The sequence below is a fragment of the Halomonas sp. DP5Y7-2 genome (genome assembly GCF_019802025.1).
Classification (GTDB): Bacteria; Pseudomonadota; Gammaproteobacteria; order Pseudomonadales; family Halomonadaceae; genus Halomonas; species Halomonas litopenaei_A.
The window spans coordinates 217061-238557 of record NZ_JAHVHY010000001.1 but is presented as its reverse complement, the minus strand read 5'-3'; the positions used below and the strand labels follow the sequence as shown (position 1 = coordinate 238557).

Genomic DNA, 21497 nt, shown 5'->3' with positions numbered 1-21497 from the left:
GCAAGGCCGGGCGGTCATGCAGTGACGTTGGCCGCGCCTATAGGCAGGCGGGCCGGGACGACTCAGCGTAACGACAATGCGCTACCACGCTCGCCCTGGGCAGCGTCCTCGTAGGCTGCCGCTTCCTCGGCCTCCACTTCAGGGCTGAACCTGACCAGCAGGGCGCACAGGGCGGCCAGGATCACTGCGGCGCCCAGGTAAAACAGGCCCTGCTGATAGCTGATCGTCTCGGAGCGAAACAGGAATCCCGCGGCCACGGCGCCCGCATTACCACCGGCACCGACGATCCCCGCCACTGCGCCAAGAGCACGCCGATTGATGAAAGGCACCACGCCGAAGGTGGCACCCTCGGCCATCTGCACGAACAGGCTGAACACCAGCATCATGCCGATGGCCAGTGCCAGCACGTGCATCTGGGAGAAGAACATCAGCGCCACACCCTCGCACAGCAGCGCGATGAAAAGCCAGCGAACGCGGCCCTTGAGGCCAGCGTTACGCGCAAACAGATCCGAGAAGATACCGCCCATGGTACGTGCGAACAGGTTCATCAAGCCGAACAGACCGGCGATCATGCCGGCGGTGGCCAGCGTCAGGTCGAAGTTATCGAAGAAGTAGATCGCGGCGATGTTGTTGATGGTCAGCTCCACGCCGAAGCAGGCCGCGTAGACGACGAACAGTGCCCATACGCGAATGTCTCGAGCGGCGGCGCCGAAGGTGCTGGCCATGCTGCCTTCTCCCGACGCTTCCTCCAGTTCACCGCGGGCACGCAGCTCCTTGAAATTGCCGTCGGGGGCATCCTGGGTAAAGCGGTAGTAGCAGAGTCCAGCGATAAACATCACTACCCCGGGAACGACCATGGCCAATCGCCAGCCCAGGGTCTCGCTGACCCCCAGCATCAACAGCCCAGAGAAGATCAGCGGCATCAGGATCTGGGTGGTGCCGCCCCCCAGGTTGCCCCATCCGGCAGAGGTGGCATTGGCGGTGCCGACCACGTTGGGAGCGAACATCACCGACGTGTGGTACTGGGTGATGACAAAGGAGGCGCCGATGGCGCCAATGGCCAGTCGTGCCAGCAGAAAGGATTCAAAGCTGTCGGCGAAACCAATGCTCATCACTGGCAGGGCGCCAAGGCATAGCAGCCAGGTGTAGGCCAGCCTAGGGCCAATGCGATCACACAGAACGCCAATGGCCAGCCGGACAATGACCGTGATGGCGACCGAGGCAATGATCGTATTGCCTATCTGGGTCTTGGTCAGGCCGAGGTCGTCTCTGACCACCGCCATCAGCGGGGCGATACCAAACCAGCCGAAAAAGCAGAGGTGGAACGCGAACCAGGAAAAGTGGAAGGCTCGCATTTGCGGAGTCGAGAAGGAAAACAGGCGGATCCTGTTGGCCTTGTGGCGCAGATTCATGGAACAGTCCTCCAGGGTGGACGAACACGCGAACTTGTTTGGCCTTCGCCATTGAAGGTCGGGTCCGACGCACTCGTACCCCGAGGGGTCTGGTCCACGTCCGGCACACACTGGTTGATGCGAAGCAAGTGAAATGCCGGTGAAGGATAAGCGCAGCCTAATCAGTCGTTTGTGATTTTTTGCGCTGCTGGCGTGCAGGGGGTGGCGACCCGCGGTGCATCGATGCGGTGCATCATTAGCCGCCATGCATGGTCGGAGTGCGCCTTGCAGGTGCCCCCAGCGGGATGCTGGGCGCCTTGAGACGAGCCTATACCGCACTCGCCATGACGTGGATGTTGCTCGGCGAGATGCCATGGTCGCTGTTGGCTGCAGTGGGGTAGAGGAGGTAGAGCAGGTAGAGCAGGGGAAGAGAAGGAGAAGGAAGAGGAGGCTAGGGAAGGGAGGGCTGAAGAGGCATAGCGCTTCAGATCGAGGTGGGTGTCACGCGGGACAAGTGGGCCTGTGCGCCATCGAGAGCCACGGCACGGAAACTCCGTGCCGTTGGCATCCTGGGCAGGCGTCATCAGCGCGACAGCGCAGCGACTTGCTGATCTCGACGTGGGCAGCGCAGGTAGGCGGAGCTGTTCAGCCAACGCTGGTCCGGATAGTAGGTGAACAGATACTGGTTGTCGCGAATACTGTTGATCAGCGGCACGGCGACCTCGTTGCGGACTGCCGGGCAGCCGTGGCTGCGACCGATTCGACCGGTTCGCTCAATGAATTCCTGGCTGACGTAGTCGGCACCGTGCATGACGATGGCGCGGTCGTAGGCGTTGTCGTTGACCCCCGGCTCCAGTCCTTCCAGGCGCAGGGAATAGCCATTGCTGCCGACATAGCTGTTCATGGTGCGAAACAGTCCGATGCTCGACTGATAGCTTTCGGGAATGTTCGAGAACATGCTGGCCACGGCGTCGCCAGAGTTCTTGCCGTGGCTCACCCATTCGCGAAAGATCAGGCGGGGCTGCTTCAGGTCGAAGACCCATAGTCGGCGTTCGGTGGACGGCAGCGAGAAATCGATCACGGCCAGGCGCTCTGCATCAGGATCAGCGCAGTTGATGGCGCGAGCGGCGAGACTTAGAACCCCCGGGTTGGCCTTGGGTGCCAGGCGCGCCAGGGTCTGCTCGAGGGAGTTGTGGTTCCAGTGGTCCTCCCGGGTGGCGTCGCGAATAAAATCCTGAGCGCTGGCAGGAGCCGCAAAAATGGCGCACAGGGTCAATACTAGAGCATGGGTGAGACGTGTCTTCATGCGATGGTAGGGGGCTGAACAATGGGTCGACATGCTCATCAAGGCTCCGAGGACATACAGTGGCGTCGGTGGTGATCGTAGCTCGCTGTTCTGCTGCAGGCGTCGTGACAGGAGCCAAGAGACAAAGGCTGCGGTGGCCGGCCATGGCCTCGGTGCATTGCGCTATCTCAAGGCGACACGCCATCGCTGTCGCAGCGTCGCAAGGTGTCATGACGTAAGGTCGTGTAAGCGGTACGCTTAACTTTATGACGATACGCTGTCGTCGTGACACATGCTGTAAAACAGGTCGGGTCGGTGGAATACCGTACCGACGACTCTATTATGACAATACCGCCCGGGATGGCCAGTATTGACGTCAAGTTGCAGGGAGTTCAGGTCATGTTTAACCCAAATGTGGTACGGCGGCTAATGCCAGGGAAGGGCATTGCCGCAGCACTTTGTTACGCCATGCTGGTGTCTCCGGCGTGGGCGGCAGTAGACGGTGATGATGGCACCGGCGAGACGGGTCCTGCCGCGACGGAACTTTCGTCGGCATCCTCCACGGCGGAAGGGGGAAGCGTCGAGGAAGCGTTGCAAGATGTCGGCGGCGTAGTGCCAGGCCCACTTGCGGGCCGCCTGATCGGCGCATCCGAGATGGCCCAGCGCTTCTATGGACTGCGTGGCCAGCGCGCTGTGTGGACGGATATGGAGCGGGTAGATGCCCTGGTCGCGGCGCTGGAAGACCTGGATGACGATGGCCTGACGCCGCAGGATTATGCGCCGGCGACATTGTTGAGCCAGGCTCAGTCCAGTGACCTGTCTACACCGGGGGCTTTTGAGGTCAAGGCAACCGAGACGCTGCTGGCAGCCATGGCACACCTGCAGCGAGGCAAGGTCGATCCGCTGAGGATCGATAACGACTGGGAAGTGGACGTCGATCCCCCTGCCTTTGACCTGGTGAGGCTTTCCCGTGAGCTGGACCGTGGCGATGTTGCTGCCGCCCTCGAGATGGCGCGCCCTCCGTTCGAGCCCTATCGCCAGCTGCGCTCGGCTCTGGCGCGCTACCGCAACATCGAGCGCTTGGGAGGCTGGCCGCTCTTGCCTGCACGGGAAACGCCGCTGCGTCCGGGAGACCGGGACGCCGATGTGGCGCTGTTGAGGCAGCGCCTGGCGATGATCGGTGAACTGGAAGTGATGGCGGCAGATACTGCCCACTACCCGCAGCTTGATCTGCAAGCGCCCGAGGCGGAAGTCTACGACGAGCCCCTGGCCGCAGCGGTGCGTCGCTTCCAGCGGCGTCATCTGTTGACCGATGACGGGGTGGTCGGACCGAATACCCAGGCCGCGCTCAACATGACCGTGGGCACCCGCATTGACCAGATTCGCGCCAACCTGGAACGGGCACGCTGGCTGCTGCATGGCTTGCCTGAGTCCTTCGTGCTGGTGGATATCGCGGGGTATCGGCTGAGTTACTTTCGTCCCGATGGTGACGTCTGGCGATCTCGCATCGTCGTGGGTCAGCCCTACCGTCGGACGCCGACCCTGCGCTCCGAGATCACTCACCTGACCCTCAATCCGACCTGGACAGTGCCTCCCACCATCTATCGTGAGGATATCCTGCCCAAGGTGCGGCGCGACCCAGGTTATCTGGCGAGCCGGGACATGGTGGCCCTGTCTTCCTCCGGCCAGCGTCTTGATCCCTATTCCGTGAACTGGTCGAGCCCCGGTGGAGTGATGCTGCGCCAGGGAGCTGGACCACGCAATCCGTTGGGTCGGGTGGTGATTCGCTTCCCCAATGACCATCTGGTCTACCTTCACGACACCCCTTCACGGGGGCTGTTCAACCGTACCCAGCGGGCCTTGAGCTCCGGCTGTATTCGGGTGGAAGGGGTGGCTGAGCTCGCCCAGCTGTTGTTTGATGACTCCAATACGTCGGCTAGCGTCAGCCGCCTGATCGGCGATGGCAAGACCCGCAATGTGTCGTTACAGCGACGTATTCCCGTGGTGCTCAATTACTGGACCGTGCAGCCGGAGGCCGATGGCCACCTGGCCTTCAGGCCCGATATCTATAACCGTGATCGTGCAGTGGTCACGGCACTCGATGCTCCGGTGGTGCTGTAGCGGCCCTGCGCACACATCGTCTGTTGCCGGCCCCTTGGGCGTGTTTCCACGTTTCTCGGGGCTCGGCAAAAGGTGTATTGCAGTGACTTGTTAGACGGGTAATGATCTGGGTTCACCCGTCGACGAGTCCTGTTTCATGTCTTTCCCACGTCTGCCCGCCTCCAGCCTGTGGTTGATTGTCAGCGGCTGTGTCTTGCTGATGATGTCCTTTGGGCTGCGCTCGAGTTTTGGACTCTTCGTCTCGCCGATCACCGAGGCCAACGGTTGGGGCCGAGATACCCTGGGGTTGGCCCTGGCGATTCAGAATCTTGCCTGGGGTGTCATCGCGGTGCTGGCCGGCGGGCTGGCCGACCGTTTTGGCAACGTCAAGGTGCTGATCGGCGGCAGCGTGTTGTATGCCGCGGGCATGTGGATGACCGCAGGCGTATCCGAGGTGTGGGCGCTGCACACGGGGACCGGGCTGCTGGTAGGCGCAGGAGTGGCAGGCACTGCCTTCGGTATCGTGCTGCCTGCCTTGGCAAGAGCGGTGGCTCCCCATCAGCGTCAGCTGGTGCTGGGCGTCGGTACCGCAGCAGGGTCCATGGGACAGTTCTTGCTGGTACCGGTGGCCCAGCAGTTGATCGGTGCCTTTGGCTGGGCTGGGGCGCTGCATGTCATGGCGCTGATGGCCCTGGCCATGGCGGTGCTGGCCATGCCTCTGGCCTCGTCCCGGGCCACGTCCGCCGCCGCCCAGGTCAGCCCAGAGCTTGCCGAGCGTGACTTCCGCGCCACCCTGGGGCTGGCGCGGGGCCATCTTTCCTACTGGTTGCTGACCATCGGCTTCTTTGTCTGCGGCTACCATGTTGCCTTTATTACGGTACACATGCCGGCGTTCCTGACCGATGCAGGCTTCGCACCTGAGGTGGCTGCCTGGTCCATTGGCCTGATTGGCCTTTGCAATGTGGTGGGATCGCTGGCCTCGGGCATGTTGTCGGGCAGGTTCACCATGCGCGGCGTGCTGATCGCCATCTACGCAGGTCGAGCGGTGGCAATCACGGCGTTTATGCTGCTGCCGCTCAGCTTGGGGTCGGTGTGGGTGTTCAGCTGCGTCATGGGACTGTTGTGGCTAGCCACGGTGCCTCCCACCACGGGCCTGGTGGCGACCATGTTCGGTACCCGATATATGGCTACCTTGTATGGAGTGGTCTTTCTCGGTCATCAGGTCGGCAGCTTCTCGGGAGTATGGCTGGGCGGGTGGCTGTACGAGACGACCGGAAGCTATGCAGGCTTGTGGTGGAGTGGTGTGGCCATGAGCCTTGTCGCCATGGCGTTGCACTGGCCCATTCGCGAGAGCGCCGCCCAGCCGCGTGCGGCAACCGCCATCTGAGTGTAGCTGCTGAATGTAGCTGCGTAGCAGGGGCCGAATCCGGCCGGGCAAGGAGAGGGAAGGAGAGGCCAGTGCCCGAGTGCCGTTGTCGTTATCAGAGAATTCGTGAAGACTGATATACCGCAGGGGGTCGGCGGTGCAGTATAACGTTGACGATGCAGTGGAGATGAGGCGACGTCCTCGATCTTCGACGCTGCCATCTGCCACACCTTGATCTGTACACCTCACCTTGAATAACAACGAGGCAATATCATGCAGCGATGGATAGCACTGGCGGCCTTGGGCCTGGCAAGTACTGGAGTGATGGCGCAGGACAATGACAAGCTGTACCTGTTCAACTGGACGGAGTACATGGATCCGGCCCTGATCGAGGCCTTTGAGCAGGAGTTCGAGGTCGAGGTCGTGCAGAACTACTTCACCTCCAATGCCGAGATGTTCTCCAAGCTGGCCGCCGGCGGTGACGCCCAGTATGACGTGGTGGTGCCGACCGACTATTACGTGACGCGACTGATCGATGCGGGACTGGTGCGGGAGTTGGATGACGAGCGCATCCAGGGGCGTGAGCACTTGATGGAGGCCTTCCGCCATCCCTCCTATGACCCCGACGAGCGCTACAGTGTGCCCTACCTGTGGGGCGTCACCGGGATCGTCTATGACACTCGGGTGTTCGAGGAGCTGCCGACGTCCTGGAGCGTGCTGTTCGACCCGGCGGTCAACCCGGATCAGCCTTTCGCCCTGCTGGGCGGCGATCCTCAGGTGTCGTTGGGTATGGTCTGTGCCTACCAGGGTGCCGGTTTTGACTGTACTGGCAAGGAGGCCTGGATCGACGCCGCCAAGCTCGCCGGTCAGACCCTTGAGCGTGACAACTTCACGGGCTTCGTCGATAGCACGGCGGCAGTGGAGCAGGTCGCTCGCGGCGTCAGCGCCATTGCGGTGACCTACAGTGGGGATGTGGATTACCGCAAGGCGGACTCCCCCGAGATCTACGGCGACCTGGCCTTCTTCGCACCGGAAGAAGGCGCTCAGCTTGGCGTGGATACCTTCGTGGTACCCGCACGAGCCCCACATCCCGAGCTTGCCGAAGACTTCATCAGCTTTATGATGCGTCCGGAAAACGCCGCCAAGGCAGCCAACTACGCGTACTACAGGACGCCAAATGAAGCCGCGCTGCCGATGGTGGATGAAGCGCTGCGCGAGGTGTCCCAGCTGGATGCGACGGCCAGCGACCACCTCGTGACCACTCCCTTGATCGAAGGTGAGGCACTGACGATGCTGCAACAGCTATGGACCGAAGTGCGCTCGCGCTGAGGTATTTCTGAGGAGCTGCCTGCAAGCGCCTGCGCTTGTCGATTGCTCGGTTCGGACATGGAGGAGGCTAGCGCCCAGAACGTCTGGGGCGCCGCCTCCTATACAGCCCTCTTGCTACTGCCTGGCCTTGATGCCCTCGTGGCAGCCCTGGGACACCGTTCCGGCAAAAGTCGCGAGGGCGGCGGCAGCTGCCTCTCCGTTATCTTTCCACCAGAGCCAGCTTGGCACTCAAGGCAACGAAGGTCCCCGCGAACAACCGCCGAAAGGCGGTCATTACTCCAGGACGTTGCTCGACATGGTGTCTGATCCAGGCGGCCCCCAGCCCGTAGGCTGAAAAGACCATGAGGGTCATCAGCATGAAGATGCCTCCGAGGCCGAGCATCTGTTCGAACACCCTCTCTCCAGCGGTGATGAACTGCGGCAGAAAGGCCAGGAAGAAGACCGACAGTTTGGGGTTGAGGACATTGATCACGGCACCGATGATACCGATTCTGACAAGCGATAGCTGGCGCGGGGACTGGCCGGAGAGTTCCAGGGCACCCCCCTGTTTCAACAGGCAAAGGGCCATGTAGAGCAGGTAGATCACCCCGAGGATCTTGAGCACGGAAAAGGCCAGGGCGCTGGTATGCAGGATGGCGGCAACGCCGGTGATAGCAGCAACCAGGGATGGCACAATGCCGAGTGTGCAGCCAAGCGCTGCGGCCAGGCTAGCCTTCTCACCCCGCTCGAGACCGGTCGCCAGGGTATAGATGACCCCTGTGCCGGGGACAAGCACTACGACAAGACTGGTAAGCAGGAAGTCGATCGACATCCAGACGCTCCTTCATCCGGTGGGCGTTGACGGCAAGCAGGCGGCCAGGCGACCCTTTCAAGGTAGTCTGGCCGCTCGCTTTTTTCTGGAAGTTTCCGCGCAAGGGGCTCGCTCCAGGTTGCTGTCAGCCCTTCAACTGGTTGCCTACGGGCAGGGTCCTGATGCGTTTTCCGCTGGCGGCGAAGATGGCGTTGGTCAACGCCGGCGCCACCGGGGGGAGGCCTGGCTCGCCCACTCCGCCCATGGGCGCATCGGGGTTATCCACCAGATGTACTCGCACGTCCCGCGGCGCGTTGGACTGGCGTGGCAGCAGATACTGGTGGAAGTTGTCCTGCTCGATACGTCCGTCCCTGGCGCTGATCTCGTTGAGCAGGCCAATGCCGATCCCCATGACCACCGAACCCTCCATCTGGGCGCGGATACGCTCCGGGTTGACCCTGGGTCCACAGTCGAAGGCCACGTCGGCCTGATGGATGATGACGCTGCCCTGTTCGCTGACCTCCACCTCCAGCACGATGGCCGTGTAGGAGCAGAAACTGTGGTGCACCGCCAGGCCCTGGCCGCGTCCCTCGGGCAGTGACTTGCCCCAATCGGCTTCCTCTGTCACTCGTTCAATGACCCCACGCAGGCGTCCCACGTCGATGGTATAGCGCTCCGGGTCCTCGCCGTAGTTCCAGCTGGCGCCGACCGACATGGGATCGATCTGGCGTGCCGGGCCCAGCAACTCCAGCAGGTAGTCGCGATGGTCACGACCCGCACTGGCGGCCAGTTCAGCGACGAAACTCTGGATGGCGAAGGCGTGGGGCAGATTGACCACCGAGCGGAACCAGCCGATGCGCTTGTGGGCCGGCGCTTCACCGTTTTCCAGTGACAGGTGGGGGATGTCGAAGGGCAGCGGGGTCAAGCCCATGCCGAGCTCGTAGGTCGCCTTGTACTTGGGGTCTTCCTTGAAGATCGACATGATGGTTGGCGCCAGCGTGCGATGGCGCCAGCCCTGAACCTTGCCGTCGGCGTCCAATCCGGCCTCAAGCCGGTCGATGGACAGGGCGTGGAAGTAGGTATGGTGCAGATCGTCCTCGCGGGTCCACTGGAGCTGCACCGGGCGGCCGTCGAGGGCGCGGCTCAGGTGGGCGGCCTCGACCACGAAGTCCGGCTTTGCCTTGCGTCCAAAACCGCCGCCCAGAAGCGTCTGATGCACACTGACGTTGGCGCCGTCGATGCCGAGCTGCCTGGCCACTTCGTCCCTGGCGCTCTGGGGATCCTGTACCGGAGCCCAGGTGTCGACCGCTCCATCGACGACCCGGGCGATGGCCACCGGTGGCTCCATGGTGGCGTGGGCCAGGTGTGGCATGAAGTAGGTGGCAGTGTGGCGCGACTCGGCGTCGGTCAGCGCCGTCTCGATATCACCGCTGGCCCTGAGCACCTTGCCGGGGGAGTCGGCTCGTTCCTCGAGCATCTCGCGATAGCGATCGGTATCGTAGCCGGCGTTAGCCTCGACGCCGTCGGTGTCCCACTCGATCTTGAGCGCCTTGCGTCCTTCGATGGCGGCCCAGGTGTTGCTGGCAATGACGCCGACCCCGCCCAGGGGATGGAAGGCCGATGGCTGTGACGTACCGTCGAGGGTGACGGTCTTGATCACACCCGGGATCTCCAGGGTGGCGCTGTCGTCGACGCTGGCGACCCTGGCGCCCAGCACGGCGGGCCGGGCGATCACCGCATAGGCCATGTCGGGCAGCCGGACATCGCCGCCGTAGATGGCCTTGCCGGTCACGATGTCTTCTCCGTCAACAGCGGGGGCGCGCTCGAGCTGGTCAGGGTCGCCATCGTGGCTCGGCCCCATCGACTTGCCTATCCATCGCCACTCGCTGGCAGGCTTGAGGGTGAGGCTATCCCGCGCGGGAATGTCCAGCTCGCGGGCGGCGGCGGCCAGCTCGCCGAAGCCAAGTTCGCGACCGCTGGGCCTGTGGATCACGACATGGACGCCTGCTCGGCACTCGTCCGGGGGAACGTCCCAGCGTGCTGCCGCGGCCTGTTCGAGCATGGTGCGTGCCGCTGCTGCAGCCCGGCGCATGGGGTCGAACCAATGGCGCATGCTCCGCGAGCCGTCGGTGTCCTGGTTGCCAAATCGCTCGGAGTCCCCCGGGGCCTGCAAGGCCTTGACCCGGCGCCAGTCGGCGCCCAGCTCGTCGGCGGCCACCATCACCAGGCTGGTGCGGATGCCCTGTCCCATTTCGGCGCGGTGGTTGGTCACGCTGACACTGCCATCGTCATCGATCTGGATAAACACATTGGGGTTGTCGACCCAGCCGTAGGGCATCGCGGCGGCGCCGTACTGCTGCTCGTCGGCGGACAGGGCAAGGTCCCAGCGAGCCGCCAGTACCAGGGCGGTGCCTGCCGACAGCCCTTGCAGAAAGCGGCGGCGCGAGACGTTGGCCAGTAGCAGGGTCGCGGTGGTCTGGTTCATGCCTGCCCCCTCTCGTTGCGAGACGCCTTGGCTGCTTGTTGAGGGGAGCCGCTGTCGGCGGCCCGGTGAATGGCCGTGCGAATGCGGTTATAGGTACCGCAACGACAGATATTGCCGCCCATGGCGCTGATGATCTCGTCGTCTGAGGGGCTGGCGTTGTCCTTGAGCAGCGCGGTGGCGCTCATGATCTGGCCTGCCTGACAATAGCCGCACTGGGCGACGCCTGCGTCCAGCCATGCCTTCTGTACCTCGCGACCGACCGGATCGGTGGCCATGGCTTCGATGGTGGTGACCTGCTTGTCCACCGCAGCAGACAACGGGGTGACGCAGGAGCGCACCGCCACCCCATCCAGGTGAACGGTGCAGGCGCCGCACAGGCCCATGCCGCAGCCGAATCTGGTGCCGGTCAGTGCGACCACATCGCGCAGCGCCCACAGCAAAGGCATCTGTTCAGGAAGATCCAGCGAGTGTTGCTCGTCATTGATGGTCAGGGTAATCACGGTCTTCTCCTCGGCGTCTTGTTATGGCGTCTTGTAATGGCGCCTCTTTAAGGCGTCACGGAGGGGATCAGACAACGCCTCCAGAGGAACAGGATAGGCAAGATTCCGCTGATGTTTTGTGCCACTTTCGCTCAAAAGAAGGGCGCAATGACCGCCGTGTTCAGGAAAGTTCGACGAGCCTGGGCGCGGAGGGGCCATGAAGATGGCAAGGCGAGCGCGCGACGGGGTCAGAGCAAGGCGGGGAAAAGCATGCGCTCAGCGGCGGACGTAGCGCGACGGGGCGATCGAGCGGGGAAGGTGGCCCGGCACATCACCCTGACACCAGAGTGATGTGCCGTGTCGATCGATTGGCCCCATAGATCGGGGCGGGCAATCAGTTCTGGTCGACGCGGTCCTTGGCGGCGCTGAAGCCCATCAGCGACACGTTCAGATCCTGGCGCTGTCCACGCGGGTTGACGATGCTGACGGTCGCCGAGTTACCGGCCTTGAGCTGGTTAAGCAGCTGCGGCTGGAGAGGAATATCGGCGCGGCAGCCCTGCGGCACGCAGACCTGATACGGCATGCCAACGGGCTGGTTGGAGTCGACCTGGAGCTGCAGACCGGGGGCCAGACGCACGCCCAGGGGCACCAGGAAGGTCATGGCGGAGCTATCCAGCTGCGCAGGGTTACCCACAACAACGCGCAGGACGGGCTCCCCGTCGGCGCCATCGACCAGCTGGGTCATGGAGCAGGCGCCGTCAGCACGGTTGACCGGGCAATTGACTTCCCAGGACTGAAACGTCTCGGTGTTGACGGCGGGTCCGGCGTTACCGGTGCTCTGGGCCGCGGCCAGGGGAGACAGGGCCATCAGGCTGAGGGCACCGGCGGTACGCAGTCCGGACGCGAGGCGATTGAACATAGAAGGCAGGCTCCTTTCCAAATCCATTGGCAAACAAAGGGTCGGGGCATAGTTCAACACGGAATGCCCCCCGTTGGCGACTGCTGCGAGGGGGCAGCGTGATGAAAAACAGGGAGGTGCGCCGAATAAAGGACAATGTGCTGGAAACGACAGCGAGGTTTGGCCGGGTGCCACCGCACCTGCTGGACATGGGCAGCGTCGGTTCAGGGCGGTAACGGCGCCAAGGCCTCATATTCAGCGTCCAGCTCGATACCAAAGTGTTGGCTCAAGGCGGACAGGTAGTCCTCGCCAGCCGCCACGGTGGATTCGTGAAGGATGCCGTGTCGATGTTCCCGCAGGTTGAAGTTCGACAGGGTGACCAAGCCCTCCTGGGTGACAAGGGACGCCATCCGTGAGGTGGTGAAATGCAGTCCCGGCCAGGTCGAGGTGAAGTGATTGGCGATCTGAATATCGCCGGCGCAGACGGTCGACAGGTCGCTACTGTAGAGGTCCACCCACTGGCCATCGATCCGTGACTGCAGCATGACTCCAAACTGGGGGGCCTCGAGTAGGCGCAGGGACTGGTCACCGTGCTGTTGGGTCAGGCCAGGCTCCAGGCGGATGGGCGCCCTGGGGGTGTTGGCGCCAAAGCCGGTATCCACCAGCCATTGCTGCTTGCCCAGCGAGACCAGGGCCAACTGGTGGCTGCGCCCTGTCGGAGTCCCTGACAGGTGGACTCGCGCCAGTATCGCTCGGGCGCGGAAACCGCAGGCGTGAAGTGCCATCAGCAGCAGGCCGTTGAGCTCGAAGCAGTAACCTCCCCGTGGCTGATGCACCAGCTTGCGGACGATGGCGTCCGCGCTGACGTCGACGCCACGGCCCAGGCAGATATCGAAGTTTTCAAAGGGCAGGTGGGTCACCTGGGCACGCTGGATGTCGGCCAGGAAGTCTTCCGTGGGGGAAGCGCTGGCTGCCAGTCCCACTCGGTCGAGGTACTGATCCAGTGGAAACTGGCCGGGGCTCATGTGCTATCCGTCATCGTTAAAGGTAGTCCCTCAGCCTAGCGTTCCCCGAGACGCCTTGCTATGCGGTGTCTTGTGCTGATTCAGGCGTTCGCCAGGGGGCGTCTGCTGCGTTGGACGCTATGTACCCGTGGACAAATGTCACCGTGGCCTTCTGTCAATCCTCTTGATGTTATAACATCGCGAAAATTTTTGGCCTGCAAACACGAAGAGGACGCATTCATGCTGCGGAGTTCACGATCGAAGGAGGGGCGAATGCCTGTTCTCAAGATGCTGGCTGGTGCCGGAAAGGCCTCAGGCTTGCTCGCTGCCAGCCTGTCTGCGGCTGCGCTGAGCACGGCTCAAGCGGCCGATGGCCGGGTGGATGTAGTAGCCCCCTGGGAAGTGGGCAGCATCGAGCCGACCCAGTCGGGCCACATCTTTGGCCGCATGGAGGTGGGCGAGACGCTGGTTGATGTTGCCCTTGACGGTGAGTTGATCGCTGGCCTTGCCACCGACTGGCAGGTCGATGACAGCGGCCTCGAGTGGCGCTTCCGTCTGCGCCAGGGGGTGGAGTTTCATGATGGCAGTCCCATGACGCCGGAGACCGTGGCCCAGTCCCTTGAGCGCACTCTCGGTGAGCCGGGGGTGCTGTCTCAGGCGAGCATCAGCCAGGTGGCTGTCGACGAAGACGAGCTGGTATTGACGTTGGATGCCCCTTACGGCGCGCTACCTGCCCTGCTGAGTCATTACTCCACCCAGATTCTTGCGCCATCTGCCTATGACCAGGACGGGCGGGTGGTGGCCTACGTGGCCACTGGCCCCTACCAGGTAGCGACCGTCGAGACACCACAGCGCCTGACCACGACTCGCTTCGAGGCGTACTGGGGAGAACCACCGAGTATCGCCGAAGCCAGCTATCTGGCGGCGCCACGAGGTGAAACACGCTCGCTGATGGCACAGTCGGGCGACGCGGATATCGTGCTGACCCTGGATGCTGCCAGTCAGGCGAGGCTGAGCCGTGCGCCCAACGTCGAGGTCATGGCGGTGCCGATTCCTCGCACCGTGTTGCTGAAGCTCAACGCTGCGCGTCCTGGCCTGGATTCCCCGCAGGTGCGGCGGGCCGTCAGCATGGCGATCCAGCGTGAGGGCATTGCTCGGGGCATTCTGCGCAGTGACGATGCCATGGCCAATCAGATGATGCCGCCGGGCGTGGCGGGCTGGCATCTGGACGGACTTGCCCCCTTGACGCAGGACCTGGACGAGGCGCGACGGCTGCTGGCGGAGGATGGCTGGACACCAGGTCAGGATGGCGTTCTGACCCGAGACGGCGAGAGGCTGGCGCTGACGCTGACGACCTTCTCCGATCGCCCGGAGCTGCCCTTGATCGCTACGGCGCTGCAGGCTCAGCTCGCAGAGGTGGGGATCGAGGTGACCGTGGATGTCGCCAATTCCAGCGAGATTCCTTCCCGCCACCATGACGGCAGTCTCGACATGGGGCTGATGGCACGCAACTTCGGTCTGGTGCCCGATCCCTTGCCCATCATGCTCCAGGACTACAGTTCAGGCCAAGTCGGTGGAGACTGGGGGGCGATGAATTGGTCCAGTCGTACCCTCGACGAGCTGCTCGGCGAGATGCAGGCGGCCACCGATGGCGCTACCCGGGAAGCGCTTGCCGGTCAGGCGGCTGAGGTACTGCATCGGGAGCTGCCAGTGATTCCGATCGCCTGGTACGTGCAGACCGCCGCCGTCAACGTAGCTCTTGAAGGGTTCGAGCTGGATCCGTTTGATCGTAGCTATCGCATCAGCGAGTTGGAGTGGGCGCAGTGATAGTGAGTAAACCGCTTGACCTGCCCGCCGTGTCGCTGGGCCCGGTCTCGATCTTCGCCGAACCGACACGCTTCGCCGATCCAATACGCTTCGCTGGGCCACTGCTGGGAGGTGTTTGATGGGCAGAGCGATTCTCTCGCTGCTGGGACAGCGACTGGTACAAGCAGGGCTGGTGGCCTGGGTCGTAGGGAGCCTGACGTACCTGTTGACGCGGGCCCTGCCTGGCGACATGAGCTTTCGGATTGCCGCAGGACGCTACGGCTATGAGCAGGTCAACGCCGAGGCCGCGGCGGCCGTTCAGCAGGAGCTGGGCCTTGATCAGTCACCGCTGGCCGCCTATCTCCAGTGGCTCATGGATCTTGCCTCCTTCGATCTTGGCCGCTCTCTGGTCAGCGGTGAAACGGTTGTGCAGGAACTGTCTCACCAGCTTGGCCACTCCCTGTCCCTAGCCCTGACGGCGGTGGTCATGGCGTTGGTGCTGGGCCTGCCGCTGGGGCTGGCCAGCGGGTTGCGCCCCGGGCGCTGGCTCGATCGAGTCAGCCTGGCGCTGGCGCTTGGCCTGCGCTCGCTACCGCCCTTTGTCGTCGGCATTGCACTGGTGGTGCTGTTCTCGTTGACCCTGCACTGGTTGCCCGCTGCTGGCCACGGCAGCCTTAGCCACCTGTGGCTGCCGTCGTTGGCGCTAGGGCTTGGCCTCGCCGCGGTATCGAGCCGGGTGGCGCGCAACGCGATGGCCGATGTCGCTGGCTCCGACTACTACGCGTTTTCACGACTGAAGGGACTCACCGGGTGGCAGACCCTGCGCCGGCATGGCCTGCGCAATCTGAGTGTCCCTGTGGTGGCGTTTCTCGGCGTGCAACTGGTGTATCTGATCGAAGGCGTGGTGGTGATCGAGTCACTGTTTGCCTGGCCCGGCATCGGTCATGCGCTGGTCCATGCCGTGGTCGCTCGCGATGTGCCGATGATTCAAGGTACCGCTCTGGTGCTGGGCCTGGGCTTTGTGCTGCTCAACACGCTGGTGGATATCGCCACCTTGTTGCTGGACCCGAGGAGGCGGCTGGCATGAAGACATTGACGAGACAAGGTCCCATGACTCCTTTGCTGGCGCTCCGCCGTCGTTTGCCGGCGTCGCGGATGTTGGGGTTGTGCCTGCTGGTCGGGCTGATGCTGTTTGGTTGGGGCGTCCCGCTGCTGGGCGGTGCTGATCCCTATGCTCAGGATTTGATGCACACTCTCGAGGCCCCGGGAGCTCTGCATCCGCTGGGTACGGACCACCTTGGGCGAAGCTTGCTGGCACGCACGGCCGAGGCGGTTCGCCTGTCGCTGGGCCTGGCGTTTCTGAGCGTGGCCAGCGCGGTCACGATTGGGCTGGTGCTTGGCGTGGCCGCCGGCTGGCGCCGGGGCTGGGGCGATCGTCTGCTCGGCGCCCTGGCTGACTGTGTGCTGGCCTTGCCTGGCCTGCTGCTGGTGCTGATGCTGGCGGCCATTGCTCCTGGCAGCTTCTGGACCCTTTACCTGGGGATCTCACTGGTGCTGTGGGTCGAGGTGTTTCGCCTGGTGCGCAGCGTGACCCAGGGCCTGATGGCCTCGCCGCAGGTGCAGGCCTCGCGGCTGCTCGGGTTCGGCCGGGTGTATCTGTTCCGTCGTCACCTGTGGCCTGCACTGCGGCCTCAGGTCATGACGCTGGCTGCCTTTGGTGCTGCCACCGCGATCCTGGCGGTGTCGTCTCTGGGGTTTGTCAGCATCGGGCTGCGGCCACCCACGGCGGAGCTGGGGCTGATGATGACCGAGCTCTTTCCGTACTACCAGGAAGCGCCCTGGGCCCTGGCTCAGCCGGTACTGGCGCTGTTCCTGATGGTGCTGGGATTCATTCTGCTGGCAGGGGAGGAGCCGAAATGAGCACCATGATGACGGTCAAGGAGCTGTGCGTCACCACCGCTGGGGATGCCCCGGAAGTGCTGCTCGAGCCGATCTCGTTTGCGCTGAAGGCCGGCGAGCCATTGACCTTGATCGGCCAGACCGGTTCAGGCAAGAGCCTGCTGGCCCAGGCCTTGATGGGTAACCTGCCGGGCAGTCTCGAGGTGTCGGGAGAGGTGTGGGTGGATCAGCAGGATGTCCTGAGCCTGCCACTGTCCGAGCGGCGTCGCTGGTGGGGGCGTCGGCTAGCCATGCTGCCCCAGGAGCCCTGGAGTGCGCTGGATCCGATCATGGCGATTGGCGAGCAGATCGGTGAAGGCCATCGGCTCGTCGGCGGACTTACGACCGTCGAGGCTGAGCAGGCCACGCGTCGAGATCTTGCCCATCTGGGGCTTGAGGACAGCTACGCGCGGCTGCCGATGCAGATGTCGGGAGGCATGGCCCAGCGTGCCGCCTTCGCTGCGGCGAGAACCGGTAACGCCCCGATCGTGATCGCCGATGAGCCGACCAAGGGCCTGGATCGCGGTCGTCGTGACGAGGTGGTGGCGTTGTTGCGCGAGGCGTTGGGCAGCCATGGCGCGTTGCTGACCATTACCCACGATTTCGAGGTGGCGCGTCAGCTCGGGGGCAAGGTCATGATCCTGCGCAAGGGGCGCTGCCTGGAGCAAGGAGATGCCGATAGCGTGCTGAGCCAACCCACCAGCGGCTATGGCCGCGAGTTGATGGAGGCGCAGCCGGAACGCTGGCCGGAAGCGACAGCCGCGCCAACTGACCCGCAGCGCAAGCAGGCTGCCATCGAGCGCTCAGCTCCAACGCTCTCGTGCACGCCGCCGCAGGGGGCCGTCCTCAGTGCCAGTGCCCTGGGCAAGTCGAGAGGGGGGTGCGTGCTGTTCAAGGACCTGAATCTGGCGTTTCGCCGAGGCGACATCGTCGGAGTGAGCGGCCCGAGCGGCAGCGGCAAGAGCAGCCTGGGGGATGTGCTGCTGGGTTTGGTGGCACCGGATGAGGGCGAGCTTTGGCGTGATCCCTCGGTGCAACCGAGCCGTTTTCTCAAGCTGTACCAGGATCCTCCTGCAGCCTTTGCACCGTACTGGACAATGGGCACGCTGATCGACGACGTGTGCCGACTGCACCGCCTCGACAGCGCAAGAATTGCTCCGATGCTTGAACGACTGGGGCTGGCGCCGGCGTTGCTCGATCGCAGGCCAGGGGAAATGTCGGGAGGAGAGCTCCAGCGTTTTTCCATCCTGCGTGCCCTGTTGCTGGATCCCGTCTTCCTGTTTGCCGACGAGCCGACGTCGCGTCTTGACCCGGTGACCCAGCGCGAGACGGTGGCACTGTTGGTCGAGCTGACCAAGGAGCGTGATTGCGCCCTGCTGCTGGTCAGCCACGACGAGGCCCTGGTGACCAAGAGCTGTGACCGTATCGTCAGTCTTTAGCCGACTGTCACGTCCAGGGCGGTCTGACCGTCACACCCGGCCGCACGCCCGAAGGCCTTCCGGATGGAGGCTTTCGGGCAGCCTGGCTCATGCTTGTCCCGCACCTTTTCTCTCGGCCTTCTTGGCTCTCAGACCTCTCGGTCCTCTCGGTGCCTTGATCTCCACACTCCTATCCCCAGCGTGAAAGCGCCACCGTCATCTCGACGGTACGCACAACGTTCATGGGATTGACATCTTTGTCTCGTATATATGAAATTTCATATATTAGGAGGCGCCTCCATGTCATTGTCATCTACGTCAGGTAAGCAGCGTGTGCTGTTTCTTTGCCACCAGAATTCTGCTCGGTCGTTAATGGGTGAGGCGTTGCTGCGGCATCTTGCCGGTGAACATTTCGAGGCGTTCAGCGCCGGAACCGAGCCTGACGAGCCACACCGCAAGGCAATGGAAGCGTTGAGAGAGCAAGGCATTGCGACCGAGGGGTTGGCGAGCCAGTCGCTCAGCAGTTTTGCAGGTCAGCACTTCGATACTGTCATCGTATTGTGCGACAAGGCACAGGAAAGCTGTCGAGACTGGCAGGGCAGCCGGGATGAGCACCTGTATTGGGATATCCGTGATCCCAGGGCTATCGAGCGTGACAATGCCTACGCGCAGGCGCTGCAGGAGATACGAGTGCGCTTGATGCTCTGGCTGCAGCTCAAGGAGCGTGATCGTTCTGGCCAAGCAGCCCCCCGCTGAGGCTAGCAGGAAGCCTTGGAATACGCAGGCGCCGGAAATGACGGACCGCCGCCAGGTCTGTCGAGTCTTCCAAAATCCGCTCTGTAGCAACGTTTAGCAGCGGTACTTTTTACCGCTTCACTAGATAGCGAGTCTCTTATGACTTTACGTATTGGTATCAATGGCTTCGGCCGTATTGGCCGGCTGGTAGTGCGCAGCCTGTGGCCGCGAATTGTCAGCGGCGAGGTGACCCTGGTGAGGGTCAATGACCCGGGTGGGGATGCGGAGACCTTTGCCCATCTACTGGAATTTGACTCGGTACATGGACATTTCTCGCCGGGCACGGGGGTCCTGGGGCAGGAAGACGAATTGCGCCTCGATGGACGGCCGGTGGCCTTCAGCCGCGCGCCGACACCCCAGCAAGCCGACTGGTCCGGTTGCGAGGTGGTGGTGGAGTGCTCGGGCAAACACAAGACGCGGGATACGCTTGACGCCTATCTCGCCCAGGGCGTCGCGCGGGTGGTCGTCAGTGCGCCGGTCAAGGAGCAGGGCGTTCTCAACGTTGTCATGGGCGTCAATGATCACCTGTACCAGGCGGACCGTCATCGCATTGTGACGGCGGCAAGCTGCACCACCAATTGCCTGGCGCCAGTGGTCAAGGTGGTGCTCGAGCGATTTGGCATTCGCCATGGCAGCATGACCACCGTGCATGACATTACCAATACCCAGACGATTCTGGACGCCCCTCATAAGGATCTGCGCCGAGCGCGTGCCTGCGGCATGAGCCTGATCCCCACCACGACGGGCTCGGCCAAGGCCATCACCGCGATCTTTCCCGAGCTGGAAGGAAAGCTCAATGGGCACGCCATTCGCGTGCCGCTGGCCAATGCCTCGCTGACGGACATGGTGTTTGAGCTGGAGCGAGAGGTGACCGTCGAGGAGGTCAACGGCGCACTCAGGGAAGCGGCCGAGGGGCAGCTGAAAGGCATCCTGGGGTATGAAGAGAAGCCTCTGGTGTCCATCGACTATCGCACCGACCCGCGCAGCTCGATCATTGATGCGCTGTCGACCATGGTGGTCAACGGCACCCAGCTGAAGCTCTACGCCTGGTACGACAACGAGTGGGGATACGCCAACCGCACCGCGGAGCTTGCCTTGAAGGTGGGACGTGGCTGATTCGCTGCTGTCTCGGCTGAGAGCGCTGCCGTTCGAGGTTCGCCAGTATCTGCTGATCACCGGCAACTACTGGGCCTTTACCGTGACCGACGGCGCCTTGCGCATGCTGGTGGTGCTGCACTTTCACCAGCTCGGATATTCGCCCCTGGAAGTCGCCCTGCTGTTCTTGTTTTACGAGGCCTTCGGCGTGGTGACCAATCTGGTGGGGGGCTGGCTGGGCGCTCGCCTTGGGCTCAATCGCACGATGAATATTGGTCTGGGGCTCCAGATCGTGGCGTTGGCCATGTTGATGGTGCCTTCAAGCGCCTTGACCGTTGCCTGGGTGATGGCGGCTCAGGCTCTGTCAGGCATCGCCAAGGACCTCAACAAGATGAGTGCCAAGAGTGCGGTCAAGGTGCTGGTGCCGGCAGGCCAGGGGGGCAGCGACTCCGCCCTGTATCGCTGGGTGGCGCTGCTGACCGGGTCCAAGAACGCGTTGAAGGGGGCAGGCTTCTTCCTGGGTGGAGTGCTGTTGACGCTCATCGGTTTTCGCGGCGCGGTGATCACCATGGCAGTGATGCTGCTTGCCGTGCTGGGGCTGTCGCTGCTCAGGCTAAAGGCCGACCTGGGGCGCTCGACGCGCAAGCCAAAGTTCACCGAGATGTTCTCTGCTTCCCGCGCCATCAACGTGCTGTCGGCGGCGCGTCTCTGTCTGTTTGCCGCTCGTGATGTGTGGTTCGTGGTCGCCTTGCCAGTGTTTTTGTACGATCAGCATGGCTGGAGTCACTGGACCGTAGGGGGCTTGCTGGCCATCTGGGTGATGGGTTATGGCGGGGTGCAGACCCAGGCACCCCGGTTGACGAGGATGGTGGCCCTTGGGCAGCGCTGGACAACGGTGCTGTGGGCCCTGGTGCTGGCAGCTTTGACGGCTGTGCTGGCGCTGCTGCCGCTGGCCCAGGTGGGCTGGCTGGTCGCTGGATTGCTGCTGTTCGGTGTGTTGTTCGCCATCAACTCAAGTTGGCACAGTTATCTCATCGTGCATTACGCCCGGGCCGACGGCGCCTCCATGGACGTGGGTTTCTACTACATGGCTAACGCCATGGGCCGTCTGCTGGGTACGCTGTTGTCGGGTTGGCTGTACCAGGTGCAGGGGCTTTCGGCCTGCCTGTGGGTAGCGGCGGCACTGGTACTGGCCAGCGCCTTGATGGCCTTGGCGCTGCCTGACAGAGGCAACACGGCAGGCGTGGCCGCGGCATGATCGGGCGTGGTCGGGCGCGCTTCAGGGGCCGAGCGTAGCTTCTGGAGTGAGCGTAGCTCC

17 protein-coding genes are annotated in these 21497 nt (G+C 63.2%); 10 read left to right on the top strand and 7 right to left on the bottom strand.

Going from position 1 to position 21497, the window contains the following annotated elements:
• Positions 1-62: 62 nt before the first annotated feature.
• Both KUW18_RS01005 and KUW18_RS01000 read right to left on the bottom strand, forming a co-directional pair.
• Positions 63-1412 (bottom strand): MFS transporter, encoded by a 1350-nt coding sequence (locus KUW18_RS01005; RefSeq protein WP_206942933.1) that lies wholly within the window; start codon positions 1410-1412, stop codon positions 63-65.
• A 562-nt stretch (positions 1413-1974) separates the two neighbouring features.
• The gene (locus tag KUW18_RS01000) at positions 1975-2730 is read right to left on the bottom strand and encodes a murein L,D-transpeptidase catalytic domain family protein (protein ID WP_409995816.1); all 756 of its coding nucleotides are present in this window, start codon (positions 2728-2730) and stop codon (positions 1975-1977) included.
• Between the two features lie 345 nt (positions 2731-3075).
• Here KUW18_RS01000 and KUW18_RS00995 point away from each other — a divergent pair, with 345 nt between their 5' ends.
• From KUW18_RS00995 to KUW18_RS00985, 3 genes are all read left to right on the top strand, one after another.
• A complete protein-coding gene (locus KUW18_RS00995; RefSeq protein WP_261396378.1) occupies positions 3076-4797 on the top strand; it encodes a murein L,D-transpeptidase in 1722 nt (573 codons plus the stop codon).
• Positions 4798-4933: 136 nt separating this feature from the next.
• Positions 4934-6163, top strand: coding sequence for an MFS transporter (locus KUW18_RS00990; RefSeq protein ID WP_206942931.1), 1230 nt, complete (start codon positions 4934-4936; stop codon positions 6161-6163).
• Positions 6164-6415: 252 nt separating this feature from the next.
• Positions 6416-7471 carry a spermidine/putrescine ABC transporter substrate-binding protein gene (locus tag KUW18_RS00985; RefSeq protein ID WP_206942929.1) on the top strand — a complete coding sequence of 352 codons (1056 nt, stop codon included), beginning with the start codon at positions 6416-6418 and terminating at the stop codon, positions 7469-7471.
• 199 nt (positions 7472-7670) lie between these two features.
• On the opposite strand, the gene KUW18_RS00980 is transcribed toward KUW18_RS00985, so the two are convergent.
• The 5 genes from KUW18_RS00980 to KUW18_RS00960 all read right to left on the bottom strand — a co-directional run bounded on the left by KUW18_RS00980 (position 7671) and on the right by KUW18_RS00960 (position 13148).
• Positions 7671-8282: a LysE family translocator gene (locus tag KUW18_RS00980; protein ID WP_222560595.1), complete on the bottom strand. Its 612-nt coding sequence runs from the start codon at positions 8280-8282 to the stop codon at positions 7671-7673.
• A 124-nt stretch (positions 8283-8406) separates the two neighbouring features.
• Complete coding sequence (locus KUW18_RS00975; RefSeq protein ID WP_222560594.1) at positions 8407-10746, bottom strand: xanthine dehydrogenase family protein molybdopterin-binding subunit; 2340 nt, start codon at positions 10744-10746, stop codon at positions 8407-8409.
• Positions 10743-11246, bottom strand: coding sequence for a (2Fe-2S)-binding protein (locus KUW18_RS00970; protein WP_206942923.1), 504 nt, complete (start codon positions 11244-11246; stop codon positions 10743-10745). Before KUW18_RS00970 ends, KUW18_RS00975 begins: the two co-directional genes overlap by 4 nt.
• Positions 11247-11619: 373 nt before the next feature.
• The gene (locus KUW18_RS00965; protein ID WP_206942921.1) at positions 11620-12144 is read right to left on the bottom strand and encodes an invasion associated locus B family protein; all 525 of its coding nucleotides are present in this window, start codon (positions 12142-12144) and stop codon (positions 11620-11622) included.
• A gap of 203 nt (positions 12145-12347) precedes the next feature.
• Positions 12348-13148 (bottom strand): arylamine N-acetyltransferase family protein, encoded by an 801-nt coding sequence (locus KUW18_RS00960; RefSeq protein WP_222560593.1) that lies wholly within the window; start codon positions 13146-13148, stop codon positions 12348-12350.
• 252 nt (positions 13149-13400) lie between these two features.
• On the opposite strand from KUW18_RS00960, the gene KUW18_RS00955 reads away from it, so the two are divergent.
• From KUW18_RS00955 to arsJ, 7 genes are all read left to right on the top strand, one after another.
• Positions 13401-14954: an ABC transporter substrate-binding protein gene (locus KUW18_RS00955; protein WP_261396377.1), complete on the top strand. Its 1554-nt coding sequence runs from the start codon at positions 13401-13403 to the stop codon at positions 14952-14954.
• Between the two features lie 118 nt (positions 14955-15072).
• The gene (locus KUW18_RS00950; RefSeq protein WP_206942917.1) at positions 15073-16020 is read left to right on the top strand and encodes an ABC transporter permease; all 948 of its coding nucleotides are present in this window, start codon (positions 15073-15075) and stop codon (positions 16018-16020) included.
• Positions 16017-16853, top strand: coding sequence for an ABC transporter permease (locus KUW18_RS00945; protein ID WP_224908205.1), 837 nt, complete (start codon positions 16017-16019; stop codon positions 16851-16853). Before KUW18_RS00950 ends, KUW18_RS00945 begins: the two co-directional genes overlap by 4 nt.
• On the top strand, positions 16850-18310 hold the full coding sequence (locus tag KUW18_RS00940) for an ABC transporter ATP-binding protein (protein ID WP_222560592.1): 1461 nt from the start codon (positions 16850-16852) through the stop codon (positions 18308-18310). The genes KUW18_RS00945 and KUW18_RS00940 overlap by 4 nt, the downstream gene beginning before the upstream one ends.
• Positions 18311-18589: 279 nt before the next feature.
• Entirely contained in the window at positions 18590-19045 is a 456-nt protein-coding gene (locus tag KUW18_RS00935; RefSeq protein ID WP_222483725.1) for an arsenate reductase ArsC, read from the top strand.
• A gap of 138 nt (positions 19046-19183) precedes the next feature.
• The gene (locus KUW18_RS00930) at positions 19184-20200 is read left to right on the top strand and encodes an ArsJ-associated glyceraldehyde-3-phosphate dehydrogenase (protein ID WP_222483730.1); all 1017 of its coding nucleotides are present in this window, start codon (positions 19184-19186) and stop codon (positions 20198-20200) included.
• Positions 20193-21437, top strand: a complete 1245-nt coding sequence (arsJ, locus tag KUW18_RS00925) for an organoarsenical effux MFS transporter ArsJ (RefSeq protein ID WP_222560591.1) — start codon at positions 20193-20195, stop codon at positions 21435-21437. Before KUW18_RS00930 ends, arsJ begins: the two co-directional genes overlap by 8 nt.
• The last annotated feature ends 60 nt before the right edge of the window (positions 21438-21497 follow it).